Genomic DNA, 426 nt, shown 5'->3' with positions numbered 1-426 from the left:
TCTGTCGAGGCGACTTTCCAAGAAACAATGCTGTGATCATACAAGTCTTTAATGGCACTCAAACGGAGCCTAGCTGTCCCGTTAACGCCATAGGGTAATTCACTGCAGTCGGTCACCCAAACTTCGTTCGGGTGACTTGGATGGAAATCATGACCAGCATCCGCGGTGAGAAGTTTATTGGCCAAAACAAATTCTTTCTTTTCAGCTTGGCGATCATGCTTGGCAACCCGAATTGAAGCTTTAATATTACCTCGATGCATGATGTTACGAACCCGAGTGGGGCCAACCTGATAAGACGTTTCTTGATTAATATAAGTGACCAGGCGATTAACGCCAAAGATGTAATGATTAGTTTCTTCCAACTGTTTGATATACTCATAAATTGCTTGGTTTTCCAACTCATGCACCGTTGGTTCATGACCCAGC

The 426-nt window shown here is 44.1% G+C and carries 1 protein-coding gene; it reads right to left on the bottom strand.

Annotated elements, in window-relative coordinates; translation table 11 throughout:
• Positions 1-425 (bottom strand): IS3 family transposase (locus LPKJCM_RS13560; protein ID WP_369688687.1); only part of this gene is annotated, 425 nt, incomplete at its 3' end.
• Position 426 lies beyond the last annotated feature (1 nt).

It is taken from the genome of Lentilactobacillus parakefiri (assembly GCF_002157585.1).
GTDB lineage: Bacteria > Bacillota > Bacilli > Lactobacillales > Lactobacillaceae > Lentilactobacillus > Lentilactobacillus parakefiri.
The sequence above is the reverse complement of the archived record's forward strand: the minus strand, read 5'-3'. Positions and strand labels throughout refer to the sequence as shown.